This is a genomic window from Roseateles sp. P5_E8, from assembly GCF_054177665.1.
The window spans coordinates 1-15,454 of the sequence record NZ_JBGCUM010000060.1 but is presented as its reverse complement, the minus strand read 5'-3'; the positions used below and the strand labels follow the sequence as shown (position 1 = coordinate 15,454).

13 protein-coding genes are annotated in these 15,454 nt (G+C 69.0%); 5 read left to right on the top strand and 8 right to left on the bottom strand.

The window, feature by feature from the left end:
- Positions 1-19: 19 nt before the first annotated feature.
- Positions 20-916 carry a LysR family transcriptional regulator gene (locus ACXRVZ_RS23615; RefSeq protein ID WP_457423256.1) on the bottom strand — a complete coding sequence of 299 codons (897 nt, stop codon included), beginning with the start codon at positions 914-916 and terminating at the stop codon, positions 20-22.
- A gap of 107 nt (positions 917-1,023) precedes the next feature.
- On the opposite strand from ACXRVZ_RS23615, the gene ACXRVZ_RS23610 reads away from it, so the two are divergent.
- Genes ACXRVZ_RS23610 through ACXRVZ_RS23600 form a run of 3 tightly spaced genes read left to right on the top strand, consistent with a single transcriptional unit; the run spans position 1,024 to position 3,118 of the window.
- Positions 1,024-2,202 carry an acyl-CoA dehydrogenase gene (locus tag ACXRVZ_RS23610; RefSeq protein ID WP_457423254.1) on the top strand — a complete coding sequence of 393 codons (1,179 nt, stop codon included), beginning with the start codon at positions 1,024-1,026 and terminating at the stop codon, positions 2,200-2,202.
- Positions 2,203-2,206: 4 nt separating this feature from the next.
- A complete protein-coding gene (locus ACXRVZ_RS23605) occupies positions 2,207-2,599 on the top strand; it encodes a GFA family protein (RefSeq protein ID WP_458232890.1) in 393 nt (130 codons plus the stop codon).
- 57 nt (positions 2,600-2,656) lie between these two features.
- Positions 2,657-3,118, top strand: a complete 462-nt coding sequence (locus tag ACXRVZ_RS23600; RefSeq protein WP_457423250.1) for a YybH family protein — start codon at positions 2,657-2,659, stop codon at positions 3,116-3,118.
- 62 nt (positions 3,119-3,180) lie between these two features.
- On the opposite strand, the gene ACXRVZ_RS23595 is transcribed toward ACXRVZ_RS23600, so the two are convergent.
- The 7 genes from ACXRVZ_RS23595 to ACXRVZ_RS23565 all read right to left on the bottom strand — a co-directional run bounded on the left by ACXRVZ_RS23595 (position 3,181) and on the right by ACXRVZ_RS23565 (position 13,485).
- Positions 3,181-4,932, bottom strand: a complete 1,752-nt coding sequence (locus tag ACXRVZ_RS23595; protein ID WP_458232889.1) for a methyl-accepting chemotaxis protein — start codon at positions 4,930-4,932, stop codon at positions 3,181-3,183.
- A 228-nt stretch (positions 4,933-5,160) separates the two neighbouring features.
- On the bottom strand, positions 5,161-5,949 hold the full coding sequence (locus tag ACXRVZ_RS23590; protein ID WP_457423246.1) for a glutaminyl-peptide cyclotransferase: 789 nt from the start codon (positions 5,947-5,949) through the stop codon (positions 5,161-5,163).
- A gap of 4 nt (positions 5,950-5,953) precedes the next feature.
- The gene (locus ACXRVZ_RS23585; RefSeq protein WP_457423244.1) at positions 5,954-6,280 is read right to left on the bottom strand and encodes a low molecular weight protein tyrosine phosphatase family protein; all 327 of its coding nucleotides are present in this window, start codon (positions 6,278-6,280) and stop codon (positions 5,954-5,956) included.
- Positions 6,281-6,288: 8 nt separating this feature from the next.
- Positions 6,289-7,677 (bottom strand): TolC family protein, encoded by a 1,389-nt coding sequence (locus ACXRVZ_RS23580; RefSeq protein WP_458232888.1) that lies wholly within the window; start codon positions 7,675-7,677, stop codon positions 6,289-6,291.
- A 5-nt stretch (positions 7,678-7,682) separates the two neighbouring features.
- Positions 7,683-9,680, bottom strand: a complete 1,998-nt coding sequence (locus ACXRVZ_RS23575) for an ATP-binding cassette domain-containing protein (protein WP_457423239.1) — start codon at positions 9,678-9,680, stop codon at positions 7,683-7,685.
- A gap of 618 nt (positions 9,681-10,298) precedes the next feature.
- A complete protein-coding gene (locus ACXRVZ_RS23570) occupies positions 10,299-11,435 on the bottom strand; it encodes an efflux RND transporter periplasmic adaptor subunit (protein ID WP_457423237.1) in 1,137 nt (378 codons plus the stop codon).
- Positions 11,436-11,586: 151 nt separating this feature from the next.
- Positions 11,587-13,485, bottom strand: a complete 1,899-nt coding sequence (locus ACXRVZ_RS23565; RefSeq protein ID WP_457423235.1) for a glucokinase — start codon at positions 13,483-13,485, stop codon at positions 11,587-11,589.
- 311 nt (positions 13,486-13,796) lie between these two features.
- Here ACXRVZ_RS23565 and glk point away from each other — a divergent pair, with 311 nt between their 5' ends.
- Both glk and ACXRVZ_RS23555 read left to right on the top strand, forming a co-directional pair.
- The gene (gene glk, locus ACXRVZ_RS23560) at positions 13,797-14,789 is read left to right on the top strand and encodes a glucokinase (RefSeq protein WP_457423233.1); all 993 of its coding nucleotides are present in this window, start codon (positions 13,797-13,799) and stop codon (positions 14,787-14,789) included.
- A gap of 465 nt (positions 14,790-15,254) precedes the next feature.
- A partial coding sequence (locus ACXRVZ_RS23555) for a hypothetical protein (protein ID WP_458232887.1) occupies positions 15,255-15,454 on the top strand: 200 nt, incomplete at its 3' end.

The following is a 15,454-nucleotide window of genomic DNA, read 5'->3' as shown; positions in this document are numbered from 1 at the left end:
CGCGTCATCCCGAACAAGTTCAGCTGCCGTGCGCCGCCAAGAAGCGCTCCCTCAACACCCCCGCCGCGTCCTTCCGCCACGCCGCAAACACCGCCGACCCCTCAATCCCCTCCGCCAGCGGCCTGAATACCGCCCCCTGAATCCCCGCCCGCTGGAACGCCGCCGGCACGATGCTGACGCCCAGGCCCTGGGCCACCAGCGACACGACCGACAGCCAGTGCCGGCCTTCGTGCTGCAGCCGCGGGTAGAAGCCGTGCTGGCGGCAGATCTCGACGATGCGGGCGTGGTAGTCCGGCGAGCCCTTGCGGGAAAAGAGGATGAAGGGCTGGTCGCTCAAGGCCGCGAGCGGGATCTCTGCCAGAGCCGCGCTCGGGTGGCCCGCCGGCAGGCAGGCGAGAAAGGGTTCGCTGTAGAGCGGCTGCGAGGCCAGCGCTGGCGGCAGGCGGTCGGTGTGGACGAGGCCCAGGTCCAGTTCCTCACCGAGCAGCGCGTCGATCTGGTCCTGCGAGTTCAGCTCCACCACGACGACCTCGACCCTGGGGTGGCTGGCCTGGAAGGCCTGCAACCACGCCGACAGCCCGTTGAACAGCGTGGAACCGACAAAGCCCAGCCGCAGCCGCCCCACCTCGCCGGCCTGTACCTCGCGGGCCAGCGCGCAGGCGTCCTCGGCGCGGTCCAGCAGGCCTTGCGCGCTGGTGCGGAAGGCCTGGCCGGCCGGCGTGAGGCGCACGCCCTTGCTGTCGCGGTCGAACAGGCGGGCGCCGACGCTGGCCTCCAGCTGCTGGATAGCGACGGACAGCGGCGGCTGCGAGATGGCCAGGCGCTGGGCGGCGCGGCCGAAGTGCAGTTCCTCGGCCAGCGCGAGGAAGTAGCGCAGGTGGCGGAACTCGAGCGAGCGTGTCGCGTCGATAGGCATGGCGAATGGTCGGAGTCGTTTCTTGAATTGGACACGAATCGGGTAGCGGAGGAATACTGGGCGCCATATGCGCCCGACCGGCGCCCACCGATCAAGAGGACAACGCCATGGCCCACAAGGCAAGCTTTCACTGGGACGACCCGCTGCTGCTGAACGAGCAGCTGACCGACGACGAGCGCATGGTGCGCGATGCCGCCGCTGCCTATTGCCAGGAGCGGCTCAAGCCCCGCGTGCTGGAGGCCTTCCGCCACGAGACGACGGACCCGGCCCTCTTCCGCGAGATGGGCGAGCTGGGTCTGCTGGGCCCGACCATCCCGGCCGAGTACGGCGGCGCGGGGCTGAACTACGTGTCCTACGGCCTCATCGCCCGCGAGGTGGAGCGCGTGGACTCGGGCTACCGCTCCATGATGAGCGTGCAGTCGTCCCTCGTCATGGTGCCGATCAACGAGTTCGGCTACGAGGCCACCAAGCAGAAGTACCTGCCCAAGCTGGCCAGCGGTGAGTGGATAGGCTGCTTCGGCCTGACCGAGCCCAACCACGGCTCCGATCCTGGMAGCATGGTCACGCGCGCCCGCAAGGTGGACGGCGGCTACGAGCTGACCGGCAGCAAGATGTGGATCACCAACAGCCCCATCGCCGACGTCTTCGTCGTCTGGGCCAAGGACGACGACGGCCAGATCCGGGGCTTCGTGCTGGAGAAGGGCGCCAAGGGCCTGAGCGCCCCGGCCATCCACGGCAAGGTGGGGCTGCGTGCGTCCATCACCGGCGAGATCGTCATGGACGCCGTGTTCTGCCCCGAGGAGAACGCCTTCCCCGACGTGCGCGGCCTCAAGGGCCCGTTCACCTGCCTGAACAGCGCGCGCTATGGCATCGCCTGGGGGGCGCTCGGCGCCGCCGAGGACTGCTGGCACACGGCCCGCCAGTACACGATGGACCGCAAGCAGTTCGGCAAGCCCCTGGCGGCCAACCAGCTGGTGCAAAAGAAGCTGGCCGACATGCAGACCGAGATCACGCTGGGCCTGCAAGGCTGCCTGCGCCTGGGCCGCATGAAGGACGAGGGCACCGCGGCCGTGGAGATCACGTCCATCATGAAGCGCAACAGCTGCGGCAAGAGCCTGGACATCGCCCGCATGGCGCGCGACATGCTGGGCGGCAACGGCATCTCCGACGAGTTCGGCATCGCCCGCCATCTCGTGAACCTGGAGGTGGTGAACACGTACGAGGGTACGCACGACATCCACGCGCTGATCCTGGGCCGGGCGATCACGGGCATTGCGGCGTTCTGACGCCATGATGGCCATGGCAGTCTTGCGGGGCCAATGCCTTTGCGGGCGCGTGCAACTGGCCGTTCGCGGCGAGCCCCTGCGCGTGGGCATCTGCCACTGCATGGACTGCCGCAAGGAAAGCGGCTCGGCCTTCACCTTTTACGGCATCTGGCCCACGCCGCAGTTTGAGCGCACGGGCGAGACGGCTGAGTTCCAGGGCCGGCACTTCTGCCCGGGCTGTGGGTCGCGGCTGTTCTCTGTCGATGAGCGAGAGGCGGAGATCAAGCTGGGCCTGCTGTCGCAGGCGCCCACGCCGCTGGTGCCGAGCTATGAGCTGTGGGTCAAGCGCCGCGAGCCGTGGCTGCGGCTGGTCGCGGGCGCCGAGCAGTTCGACGAGGACCGGCCATCCAGCGGATGACTTGAGTCACGCGGTGCGTCGCGAGGCATGCTCCGGCACCCATCCGAGGAGAGACCGATGACCACTCGCCGCAATGCCCTGCTCGCCGCCGCCACGCTGCCCGCCGCAGCGGGCCTGGCCAGCGCCCAGGCCTGGCCCGGTGCAGCCGAGATCGCAAAGCGCGTGGCCGAGGTCACGGCCACCGAGACGGCCTTCGCCAAGACCCTGGCCGACCGCGACCTGGCGGCCTTTCGCCGCTTCCTGGCACCGGACACGATCTGGCTGAACGGCAAGACGCCGCAGCATGGCCCCGAGGCGGTGATGGCCGGCTGGGCCAAGTTCTTCGACGGACCGACGCCGCCTTTCGCCTGGGCGCCCGACCTCGTGCTCGTGCTACCCAGCGGCGACCTGGCGCAGAGCAGCGGGCCGGTCACCAGCCCCGACGGCAAGGTGTTCGCGCGCTTTCAGTCGGTCTGGCGGCGCAAACCGGCGGGCGGCTGGGAGATCGTCTTCGACCAGGGCGCCGAGGTCTGCCGCTGAGGCGCAAAAAAGCCGGCGCTGGGCCGGCTTCGCTGAGGTCAGGCTGACGCCTGATCACCCTTTTAGAACTCAGCCCACTCTTCGCTCTCCACCTTGGCCTCACGCACCACCGGCGCGGCGGGCTTGGGTTGGCTCGCGGGCATCGCCGCCTGGCGGGGTTGGGCAGCAGGCGCCGGGCGTGAGGCCTTGTGCGCGATGGCTGGCTTGGTCACAGCGCTGCGCGAGACCCGCGCCGTCGCCTGGCCGCCCCTGCTCGCCAGCTTGAACACCGCCACGGCCTGAACGAGTCTCTGGGCCTGGGTTTGCAGGCTCTCTGCGGCTGCGGCACTTTCTTCGACGAGCGCGGCGTTCTGCTGCGTGACCCGGTCCATCTGGCCCACGGCTTCGCCCACCTGGTGGATGCCGCTGCTCTGCTCCGTCGTGGCCGAGCTGATCTCGCCGACGATGTCGCTGACCCGCTTGATCGAACCGACGATCTCGCCCATGGTTTTGCCGGCGCGGTCCACCAGCGCGGTGCCTTGCTCGACCTGCTCGACGTTGCGAGCGATCAGGCCCTTGATTTCCTTGGCGGCCTCGGCGCTGCGTTGCGCCAGGCTGCGCACCTCGCCGGCCACCACGGCGAAGCCGCGGCCCTGCTCGCCGGCGCGGGCGGCCTCCACGGCCGCATTCAAGGCCAGGATGTTGGTCTGGAAGGCGATGCCGTCGATGACACCGATGATGTCGCCGATCTTGCGGCTGGAGTCGTTGATGCCCTGCATGGTCGACACCACCTGGCCGACGACCTCGCCGCCCTTGGACGCGATGCCGGCTGCGGCCTGGGCCAACTGGTCGGCCTGCCGGGCGTTGTCGGCGTTGTTGCGGACGGTGCTGCCGAGCTCTTCCATCGTGGCCGCCGTCTCTTCCAGCGCGCTGGCTTGCTCCTCGGTGCGGCTGGACAGGTCTTGATTGCCTTGGGCGATCTGGGCCGAGGCCGTGGCGACCGACTCACTGCCTTGGCGGACATTGGCGACCGTCTCCGCCAGCGAGTGCTGCATGGCCTGCAGTGCGGCGAACAGCGAGTGGGCATCGCCTTCCCGAACATGCAGCGACTGGGACAGATCGCCCTGCGCGATGCGCTGCGCGGCTTCGCGTGCACTGGACAGTTCCCCGCCCAGTTCACCGAGCACCGAGCGGGTGATCAGCCAGGTCATGGTGATCGCGAGGGCGAGTACGCCCAGGGCGAGACAGACGGTGATGGTGATGGCCGTGGTGGCCTGCTCCTTGGCGGTGTCTCCGCTCTTGCGCATCAGGTCCTGCTGGAAATCGACCATCTGCGTGATCGCGGCGAAGAACAGGTTCTGCTTCGCGCGGAGCTCGCCCAGCGCCAACTCGCTGGCCTGCCCGCCCATGCCCTCGCGCAAGAGGCGCAGGGCCTCGTTGCGGGCCTTGCCGTATTCGGCGCGCGTGTCGACCATGCCCTTGAGCAGTTCCTGCCCCTTGGGCGTGTTGATCATGGCTTCGAGCGTCTTCATCCGCTCGGTGTTCTCCACGACAGCCTTTTCCATCGTGGCCAGGAATTGGGTGGCGTCTCCGGACTTGTTCAGGCCGGTCGCGATGATCGCGTTGCGCAGCATGACGGACTGCACATTCACGCCGTCGAAGACGTCGCGTGCGATGTCGACCTTGGGATACCGGTCGTCGACGACCTGGAGCACCGAACCGCGGATGTCCCGCAGCAGCCAGGCCGCGGTTGCCGAGAAGACCACGATCAGGAGGGTGATGGCACCAAAGCCGACGATGAGTCGTCGTGCGACAGACGCGTTGCGTGAAAACATGAGGGCCTTCGAAGAATGTTTTTTGCTACACGACGGGCGCAGGACCGTCATGAAAACAATTTTCATTGGCCGCACAGGCCGAATCCCACCCGGCACGCTGTCTTGAAGCTCGTAACCGTGCAGGACTAGACGCCTCCGGCTGCCAAGGTGTGCGCTTGTTCAGCCCAGCGGTTTGCTGGTCGTCTGATTGAGCGGCGGAGGCCGTGCCCCGGCGGGGCGCCAGGCGCGTCAGCGTGGCCCGGTCAGCTGGATCTCGAACAGCCGCGGCCACAGCTTGCCGGTGACGAACAGGCGCTTCTTCGCTGCGTCGTAGGCAATGCCGTTGAGCACGTCATCGTTGCCGGTGCGCTGGCTGGCGGGCAGCAGGCCGGTGAGGTCGATCCAGCCCACCACATGGCCGGTTGAGGGGTCGATGCGCGCGATGCGGTCCGTCTGCCAGATGTTGGCGAACACCTGGCCGTTCACCCATTCCAGCTCGTTGAGCTGGTCCACCGGCCGCCCGCCGGCCGTGACGCGCACGCGGCGCAGTTCCTTGAAGGTGAGCGGGTCCAGGAAGCGCAGCTCGGCCGTGCCGTCGCTCATGACCAGCTCTTTGTCGTTGTGCGTGATGCCCCAGCCCTCGCCGGCGTAGCTGAACTTGCGCCAGAGCTTGAAGGTCTTGAGGTCCACCACGAAGGCCGTGCCCTCCTGCCAGGTGATGCCGATGATCCGGTCGCCCCACTGCGTGATGCCTTCGCCGAACACCTCGGGCGGCAGCTCCACGGCCTGCACGACACGGCCGGTCTCGATCTCCACCTTGCGGATGCTGGAGCGCCCGCGCAGGCCGGTGCCTTCGAACAGGAATCCGTCGTGGAAGAACAGGCCTTGCGTGAAGGCGCCGGGGTCGTGCGGGTAGCTGCGCACGATCTTGAAACCGTGAACGGGCGGCGAGGGCGCAGCGACGATGGGGGGCGTGACAGCGGCGCCTGCAAGCGCAGTCAGCAGCGCGCGGCGGCGCGGGTCGAAGTTCAAGTGCATGCCGTCAGCCTAAACCAAGCAGCGGCGGCACGGCGGCCTCCAGCAGTTCCACCAGCTCGGGGTCCATGAAGCGGTAGTCGTCGGGAATGTCCAGCACATGCAGCGCTTTGCCCGTGAGCGTGCGTGCGTGCTCGGCCAGCAGGCGGGACTTGTGCTTGCTTTCCATGACGATGATGACGTCGGCCCAGGCCAGGTCGACATGGGTGACCTGCTTGCGCGCGCTGGCGCTGGTGCCGGCCGAGCGGACCGCGAGAGCGGGGTGGCGGCGGAAGACCTGCTCGGCGGTGGGACTGCGCCACTGGTTCCTGCTACAGATGAACAGGACCTTCAAGCGCTCAGTCACGCACCACCCAGCGACTTGAACAACGCCGCCTGCCGCACCCACTGCTGGGCGCGCAGCTGGATGCGGTTCTGCTCCGCGTCCAGGCGGGCGCTGCGGGCCTGCAGCCAGTCGGCGCGGGCTATCGCGCCGGCCTCGTAGCGCAGCGTGGCCAGGCGCTCGTTTTCAACCGCCTCGCGCAACCGGCCGTTGTTGGCGGCGAGCTGCTGGGCCAGGCGTTCGGCCTCGATGCGCTGGGTCTCGATGTCGGCCAGCGCCTTGTTGAGCGTGTCGCGCAGCGTCAGTGCGGCGGTGTCCAGCTCGGTGCGGGCGCCGTCACGCGACAAGGCCAGGCGCTTCCAGTCGATCATGGGCACGACAAGGTTGGCGCCCAACGAGGCCAGCGGCTGTGACAGCCAGTCGCTGGCATGCGAGCCGCCCGTGCCGATGTTGCCGGAGAAGCTCAGGCGTGGGTAGCGCTCGGCCTCGCTGGCGCGCAGCCGGGCCAGCGCGGCGTCCACACCCAGGCGGGCGCTCTGCACGTCGGGGCGGCGGGCCAGCACGTCGGCGGGCTCGGYCAGGCGCCATTGCGGTGGCTCGTTGGCGGGCAAGGCCGCGTCGGGCGACGGGCCGGGCAGGGGCTCGTCCAGCAGCAGTGCCAGGCGCTGGCGCTGCAGCAGGGTGTCGGCGGCCAGGTCGGCCAAGCGGTTCTCGGCGGCCTGCACGGTGGCGGCGATCTTGTCGAGTTCGATGGGCAACAGCTTGCCCTCGCGGACGCGGGCGCGGGTCAGCTCCAGCGTCTCGCGGGTCAGCGCGAGCTGGGTCTCGGCCAAGGGCTGGCGGGCGCGCAGCGAGGCCAGCGTCCAGTAGGCCTCGGCCACCTGGCTGCGGATGAGCAGGCGGGCGGCGGCGATGTCGGTGCGCGCGGCCTCCGCATTGGCGCGCTGGGCGGCCTGCGTCTGCGCCAGGCGGTCCCACAGGTCCAGCTCGTAGCCCACGCCGACGTTGGCGCCGTAGCTGCGGCTCACGCCGGTGGAGGAGGTGACCGGAATGGTGACCCCGCCGACGTCGACATTGCGCGTCGTGCTCTGGGTCTCCAGCGGCCGGCTGGCGCTGGTGGACATGCCGGCGCTGGGCGTCCAGCGCAGCGCGCTCTGGTCGGCCAGCAACTGCGCGCGTTTCCAGCGCTGGGCGGCCAGCGCGATGTCGCGGTTGGCGTCCAGCGCGCGGGCCTGCAGCCTGGCCAGCGTCGGGTCGAGCAGGCCAGCCCAGTCGGGTGTGGCGTCGCCGCCGGCCTGGCTCCAGGCGGTGGGCAGGGCGACTTCCGGCGCCTTGTTCACGGGGCCATGGGCGCACCCGGCCAGCAGCATGGCAGCGGCCAGGGCCATCGAGGTCAGTCTTGTTTTCATGTTGTTCACTCTCGCGCCAAGGCGTCCACGGGGCTCAGCGCCGCAGCGCGTCGCGCGGGCAGCGTGCCGAATATCAGCCCCACCAGGCTGGACACAGCAAAGGCCACACCCAAGGCGGCCCAGCTGACCACCACCACGACCTGCTTCTGCACCGCGTTAAGCCCTTGAGCGGCGAGCCAGCTCAAGCCCACGCCCACCAGCCCGCCCAGGCAGCACAGGACGACGGCCTCGATGAGGAACTGCAAGCGCACGTCGCCCTGGCGTGCGCCCACGGCCATGCGGATGCCGATTTCGCGGGTGCGCTCGGACACCGACACCAGCATGATGTTCATGACGCCCACGCCGCCCACCAGCAGCGAGATGGCGCCCACGCCGGCGAACACGGCGGCCATCGCACTGGTGATGCTCTGGAACTTGCGGAACTCCTCTTCGGCGTTGAAGCTGCTGAAGTCCTCTCGGCCGTGCATAGCCTTCAGCCGGTAGATGACGTGCTCGCGCACCTGTTGCGGCGGCACGCTGGTGTCCAGCTGCACGTCGAAGCTCCAGACCTCGGCGCGGGCTTCCAGCTTGCGCCCGAACGTGGTGTTGGGCAGGTAGAGCTGGCTCATGCCGCCACTGAAGCTGATCGCGCCGCCGTCCGCAGCGGCGATGCCGATGACGGTGAAGGGCAGGGCGGCCGAGGGCGGCACCCACTGATTCACAGGCGGGCCGCCGCCAAGTTGCAGCAACACCACCTGGCCAATCGGCGACTCGCCCTTCTTGAACAGCGCGTCGCGCGCCTTTTCGTCCAGCACCAGCACCTGGCTGTGGGCCTCGAAGTCCATAGCTCCGAAGTAGCGCCCTTGCACGAGCTTGAGCTTGCGGCCCTTCAGCGTGTTGGCATCGGCGGCCACGGCCTGCATGGTCGCGTCGCGTGAGCGGTGGTGGGCCGTCAGCTGCATCTGCCGGTTCAGCGTGATGCCGCGCACGCCGTCCAGCGCGCGCAGCGAATCGATCTCGTTGGGCCGGAAAGGTTTGGCCTGCACACCTGGCGGCAACGAGGGGTTGCCGGCCCAGACCGGGATGCGGCCGGACATCATGCTGGCGACATTGCTCTCGATGGAGTCCCGCGCCGCAGTCGTCAGCGCGACGATGCTCACCACCGAGGCGATGCCGATGCTGATGCCCAGCATGGACAGCGCCGTGCGCAGCCGGTTGCTGCGCAGCGCCAGCAGCGCCGTGGCGACCGCCTCGCGCCATTGCACGATCCAGCGGCCCGGCCAGGCACTCTGCTTCACTGGCGGTGCGTCGCTGGGCAGCTCGGCGGGCGGCACATGGCCGGCGGGCGTGCCGTTGTCGGCCACGACCTTGCCGTCCTTCAGCTCGATGACGCGGCGCGCATGCGCGGCCACGGCGGCATCGTGCGTGACGAGGATGATGGTGTGGCCGCGCTCGTTCAGCTCCTTGAGCAGCCGCAGCATCTCGGCGCCCGAGGCCGAGTCCAGCGCGCCGGTGGGCTCGTCGGCCAGGATGATCTGGCCGCCGTTCATCAGCGCCCGCGCGATGGACACGCGCTGCTGCTGGCCACCGGACAGCTCGTTAGGGCGGTGATGCAGGCGGTCGCCCAGGCCCAGGCGCTCCAGCAGCGCGCGGGCGCGTTCGCCGCGTGCGTTGAGCCCCACGCCGGCGTAGACGGCCGGTAGCGCGGCGTTGGCGCGGGCGTCCAGGTGGGGCAGCAGGTGGTAGCGCTGGAAGATGAAGCCGAAGCGCTCGCGGCGCAGCGCGGCCAGCTCGTCGGGACCCAGCGTGCCGGCGTCGGTGCCGCCGATGAGGAAGCGGCCGCTGGTGGGGTTGTCCAGGCAGCCCAGCACGTTCATCAGCGTGCTCTTGCCCGAGCCCGACTGACCCATGATGGCGACGAATTCGCCGGCCTCGATGGACAGGCTGACGCCGTCCAGCGCGGGCACGTCGATCTCGCCCAGCTGGTAGTGGCGGGCGACGTTGTTGAGTTCGATCAGAGGCATTGGATTGCCTCCGTTGCGGTGGTGTTTGTGGTGAGGCCCATGCCGGGATTTCGTCCCGGCGGCCGACTCACTTTTTGGGCCGCCAAAAAGTAAGCAAAAAGCTCCCCCCTGACCGCCCCGCCCCTTCGGGGTGCCCTGCGCTGCTCAGTCCTTGAGGGCCCGCGCGGAACTCCCTTCGCTACGCTGCGGTCAAACAGCCGCGCGGAGTCAGTTCTTGAAGTGCGCTGCGCGCACGCCCTCAAGGCCTTCCGCTGCTCGGCGGGGCTAAAAGGGGGCATGCAGAAATACATCCGCCACCCGAACTCCGGGCTTGGCTTTCGGCTGTTGGCTGCTTGGGAGCCTCCCCTTCTAAACCGCCGAGAAGCGCAGAAGCCCAGGGCGCGCGCGAAGCGCGCTTCGACAGCTGACTTCGCGCGGTTGTCTGAACGCAGCGTAGCGAAGTGAGTTCTGCGCGAGCCCTGGGCTTCGAGCATCGCAGGGCAGCCCGCAGGGCCGGTTTCGCAGGGGAGAGCTTTTTGCTTACTTTTTGGCGGCGCAAAAAGTGAGTCGGCCGCCGGGACGAAATCCCGGCTGGGCATAGGCATCAACCCACCGCCCATCGAAGCGAAGCGAGCCATGTCAGCTGCTCGCCGCGCTCGCCGCCGCATCCGCCGCACTCGGCGGTGCCAACAGCACCTTCTCGCCCGCCTTCACGCCGTCCAGAACCTGCACACGAGCGCCGTCCTGCAAGCCCACCTTCACCTGCCTCGGCACCTGCTTGTTCGCAGCATCCAGCACCTGCACGGTGAAGCGCCCGTCCTTGTCGCGCTCGCCCAGGGCGACGATGGGCATGGCCGGCACCTGCTTGACCGTGCCCGTCTCGATGTCCACCTGCACCGTCATGTCGCTGAACAGCGCGCGGTCGCGGTTGTCGACGTCGAACAGCACGTTGTAGAACACCGCATTGCCCGCGCGTTCCGGCACGGGCTGAATGACGCGCAACTTGCCCTCGTAGCGCTTGCCCTCGCCGGACAGCGTCGAGAAGCGCGCCGTCTGGCCGATCTTGATGGACTGGATGTCGGCCTCGGGCACCTTGGCGCGCACGGTGATGGTGTCCAGGTCGGCCAGCGTCAGCATGACCGGCGTGACCTGAATGGCGATGACGGTCTGGCCGGCCTGCACCGGCAGGTTGACGACGGTGCCGTCCATGGGCGCCGTGATGCGGGTGTAGGACTGGCGCAGCTTGCGGTTGTCGAGGTCGGCCTCGAAGCGCGCGACGGTGGCGGCCTGGCCGCGCAGCGCGGCCTCGATCTTGGCGAGGTCGGTCTCGGCCCGCTCGGCCTCGATGGCCGCGGTGGCCTGGCCGCTGAGCAGCCGGCGTTGGCGCGCAACCTCACGGCGTGAAGCCTCGGCGTCGACCTTGCTGCTGTCCAACTGCGCGCGGGCCTGGGCCAGTGCGGCCTCGGCCTGGGCGACGTCGCTGCGCGCCAGTTCAGGGTCCAGGCTGACGAGCAGTTCGCCCTTCTTGACCTGCTGGCCAAGCTGCACATGCAGCGTCTGGATCTGCCCGCTGACCTGGGCGCCCACGTCGACCTTGGTCTTGGCCTGCAGCACGCCGGCGGCCTGCACGGCCTGCGTGATGTCGGCCAGCGCGACGACGCCGGTGGGCGGCGGGGGCGGGGGCGGCGGCTTGCGCGTGGCCCACCAGGCGATGCCGGCCACGATCACGGCGATGACGGTCAGGCGCACGCGCCAGCGTTTCAGGAATGCTTTCAATGTCCCTCCCAGATGACTCGGGGTCTGTGCCCCGGCATGGGGAGCTAGCGTATCAGTCGTGCGGCGGCAGGCCGGGCGACAGCGCATCGTCGTGCGCAGGAAATTGCAAGGCGAAAGTCACGTGGGGCCAGGGCTTGCCTGACCCGTTCGGTCAGCGGCTGTGCGACGTCAGCCGCGACAGCGGTGAGGCCGTACTGACGCCCGGTGTCGCCGCGCCGCGCGCCGGTTTGGCGACGTCGTCCTCGCCGCCGGACAGCGCAGCAATGCTCTCCGGGTTGCGGCGCATCGCCACGCCCACGGCCAGGATGTCGATGACCAGCAGGTGCAGGATGCGGCTGATCATGGGCAGGTGAGTGGCGATGTCCTCGACGTGGTCGACGATCAGCGTCACGTCGGCCTTCTTGGCCAGCGGGCTCTGGCTGGCCGTGATGGCCACGACCTTGGCACCGCGCTCCTGCGCCTTCTCGACCACGGCCAGCAGCTCTGGCAGGCGCCCGCCACTGCTGATGACCACGGCCACATCGCCCTCGCGCAGCACGTCGGCCGCCAGCAGCTGCAGGCGCGGGTCGGTGTAGGCGCCGCAGGGCATGCCGAAGCGCAGGAACTTGAACTGCGCGTCCTGCGCCACGACGCTGTAGTGGCCGAGCGCGAAGAACTCGATGCGATGGGCGGCAAGCAGCATCTCGGTGGCGCGGTCGATGGTGTCGCGGTTGAGGTGGCTGCGCACCTGCAGGATGGCGCTGGCCGTGTTGCCCAGCACCTTGGCGCCCAGCTCCAGCATGGAGTCGTTGGTGTTGACCTGCGTGTGCGTCACAGGCACCGTGCCCGTCAGGCCCGAGGCCAGGCGCAGCTTGAAGTCCGACAGGCCCTCGCAGCCCAGCGAACGGCAGAAGCGGATGACGGTGGGCTGGCTGACGCCGGCGGCGCGGGCGATCTCGGCGATGGGGTCGTTCAGCACGGAGCGCGGCTGGGCCAGCACGAGGTCGGCCACGCGCAGCTCGGCGGGCGACAGCTCGCTGCGCGCGCGGCGGATCTGGCCCAGGATGGCCGAGCCGGGCGAGGCCTGCAGATTGCGCAGCTGGTTTTCAAGAATGGCCGAGGCGCCCTTGAAGGTGGCGTGCTCGGCGGTGATGACGAAGGTCGGGATGGCCGACACGTACTCGCGGAAGCGCCCCTTGTCCTCGAAGCGTTCGCGAAAGGGGCTGCGGTCGAAATACTCACCCAGGCGCGGCACGATGCCGCCGCCGATGTAGATGCCGCCCAGCGAGCCCAGCGTCACGGCCAGGTTGGCGGCGCAGGTGCCCAGCAGGCCGCAGAAGACCTCCAGCGTCTCCAGGCACAGCGCATCACCGTCCTCCAGCGCGCGCTGCGTGATAACCGGGGCCAGCAGCGGCTCGACGGTGGCGCCGTTGCGGTCGGCCAGCGCGCGGTAGATCAGCTCCAGACCGGGGCCGGAGATCAGGCGTTCGTAGGAGACGTGATCCAGCGTCTTCCAGGCGAACTTCAGGATGTCCATCTCGCGCTCGTCGCGCGGACCGAAGTTGACGTGGCCGCCTTCAGTGCCCAGCGCGATCCAGCCTTCGCCGGCTGGAATCAGCCCGGACACGCCCAGGCCCGTGCCCGCGCCCAGCAGGCCGATGACGCTGGGACGGCGCGCCTGGCCACCGCCGACCTGGTGCACGTCCACCTCGGCCAGCCGGGGCAGGGCCATGGCCAGCGCGGTGAAGTCGTTGACGACGACCAGGGTGTCCAGCCCCAGGCGCTGGCGCATCTCGTCGATGGAGAACTGCCAGTGGTAGTTGGTCATGCGCACCCGGTCGCCCTCCACCGGGTTGGCGATGGCGATGGCCGCATGGGCGATCTGCGGCGCGCCGCCCTCCTGCGAGTTGAGGCCGGCCAGGTAGGCACGCACGGCGGCATGGAAGTCGGCGTGGTCGGCGCAGCGCAGCGAGGCGATCTGCGTGAACTCGCCGGGGCCGGTTTCCAGCGCGAAACGGGCGTAGGTGCCGCCGATATCGGCAAGCAGTCGGGGGCTGTCGAAACGGGGCATGGGTGCGGTGGGGCCTGGGGGAGGGGACTGGCCGATTATTCAGCAGGCCGCGATGTGAGCTCAGGCGGTGCCTTGGCTGTAGCTTCACTACAGGGCCCGCGGCGCTGATTTTCCCCAGGAAGAAGGCCTGGATGGGGAATGGTGAAAGCGTTTGCCATACGCATGGGTCGATTCCCGGGTGAGCTTGTATTGTGAAATTGGTGTAGTTTTGCTACCGTCCGCCCCGCCCAAATTCCACCCTCCAGCCCTGTGTCTGCCAAAGCCTTCCCCTCGAACATGAATTTCCCCGCAGTGACCGTCGGAGCGTGGGCATGAGTGCCCCCTATCCCTGGTTGGTGGCCGATGTCGGTGGCACCAATGCCCGCTTCGGCACGGTGGCCGGCCCCGGCGCAGCCGTGGAGGACGTGCGAGTGCTGTCCGTGGCGGGCAACGCCGGCCCGGCCGCCGCCGTGCGCGCCTACCTGCAAGGCCAGGCGCCCGGCGCGACCAAGCCGCAGAGCGCGGCCTTCGCGCTGGCCACGGCGCTGGACGGCGACCACATCGAGCTGACCAACGGCGCATGGAGCTTCTCCCGCGCCGGCACGCAGCAGGAACTGGGCCTTCAGACGCTGCTGTGCCTGAACGACTTCGAGGCGCAGGCCTTGTCGCTGCCGCGCCTGAAGGGCCACCAACTGCGCGCCTGGGGCGAGTCGCCACCGGCTGCCGACAGCGTGCCCACCGGCACCGTGCTGGCCGTCATCGGCCCGGGCACCGGCCTGGGCGTGGGCGGCGTGGTGCGTGCGCCGGGCCGCTGGCTGGCGCTGCCGGGGGAGGGCGGCCATGTCACGCTGTCGCCGCATGACGACTTCGAGAGCGCCGTGCTGAGCCATGCACGCCGTGAGTTCCCGCATGTCTCGGCCGAGCGCTTCCTGTCGGGCATCGGCCTGCCGGTGCTGTGCCGAGCGGTGGCGGCAGCGCTGGGCGGCAGTGAAGACGTCAGCGCGCTGACGACGGAGCAGATCGTCGCTCGCGGCCTTGCCGGCGAGTCCGCCGCCTGCTCGCGCACGCTGGATCTGTTCTGCGCCATGCTCGGCGGCTTTGCCGGCAACGTCGCGCTGACGCTGGGCTCGCGCGGCGGCGTCTTCATCGGTGGCGGCATCGTGCCGCGCCTGGGCGAGCGCTTCTTCCAGTCCGAGTTCCGCGCCCGCTTCGAGGCCAAGGGCCGCTTCCAGTCCTTCCTGACGGGCATCCCCACCGCCCTCATCACTGACACGCTGGCAGCCCTCTCCGGCGCCTCGCTGGCGCTGGAACAGGCCGACGCCTGACCGACGCAGCCTGAGGCGCAGCGGGCTTCGCTCGCCGGCCCAGGCTTCAGCCGCCATGCCGCCGCCCGGCGTGGCGCCCCCTCATTTTTCGGCCTGACCGCTGGCGCCGCGTGCGCCCGGGCGGCGCAGCCCTGCGTGCTTGGTGCATGGCGGGTCGCTTGCGCCTCATTTCGGGCTGTTTAGCGCTGTCTCGTCTTGGTGTAGTTGCGCTACAAATCAACGTCTTGTTTGGGTTTATATGGAGTCGAGCTGGTGTCGAATTGACGGTTCCATACTGGTTTACCCCCGGTATTACCTAGAAATCAGGTCGTTTCTTCGCAACGTCTAGGGTTTACGTAGGTGCGGTTGAAAATCTAGTTTTGATACAAACTAGGACGAGACGTTGGGTTCTCGCCCAAAAGTTGTGCGCCGCCGCCCCGGCGCCCTTGCGGGCCAAGCCGCTTTCCAATTCCAGAGGAGACATTCATGACCCAGAGCAAAAACAAGCACGGTTCGGTTGCCGCCGTGTCCTTCCGCATCAGCCCGGTGGCCATCGGCTGCGCGCTGCTGATCGCCGCTTCCGGCGCGACCGCGCAGGAAGCCGTTGCGCCCCAGCAGCTGGAAACGGTGACCGTCACCGGCATCCGCAAGGGCATCGAGGCCGCCATCTCGGTCAAGCGCAACAA